1 pseudogene is annotated in these 530 nt (G+C 70.9%); it reads right to left on the reverse strand.

The annotated features are described in order from the left end of the window. Positions 1 to 493: pseudogene (locus tag PUR56_RS00255) on the reverse strand (hypothetical protein); the annotation flags it as partial. Positions 494 to 530 lie beyond the last annotated feature (37 nt).

Here is a 530-nt window from a genome sequence, read left to right on the forward strand (position 1 = left end):
CCCGGACGGCCTGGCCGGTCGTCGGATCGGTGGCGTTGACGCGGCCGTTGAGGATGACGGTCTCCACGAATGCTGCCGGTGTGGCGGTGAACGCCTCGTCCAGCGCCCGGAGGGCCAGGCGGGCCACCAGCCGGGCGTAGGCGTCGTGGACTTCGGCTTGTCTGGCGGGTTGGGGGACGACCTCGGCCCGCTGGGCGACGTAGCGGTAGGAGGCCACCGCGGGGACGATCTCGTGGTTCGGAAGCTCGACGTCGACCAGGAGTTGCTGGGCCTCGGGGGTGTAGACCGCGCGGGCTGCCGTTCGGCACCCAGGGGGCACGGGGGACCGCTGCAGCAGGTCTTCGACCATCTCTGCGACGCCCTGGGGACCCTCGTGGATGAACGCCTGCTCGACGTGGGGATGCCACAGTTCAAGGCCCTCGGGTCGTAGGAGCAGGACCGTCTCCAGTTCCTCGCGGCGCAGGTTGCACTCGGCGGTGCCCGTCTCGGCCATGGCTTTGAGCCGGGCCGTCTCCGCTTGCCGGGCTTGC

The sequence above is a fragment of the Streptomyces sp. BE303 genome, assembly GCF_036290945.1.
Taxonomy (GTDB): Bacteria; Actinomycetota; Actinomycetes; order Streptomycetales; family Streptomycetaceae; genus Kitasatospora.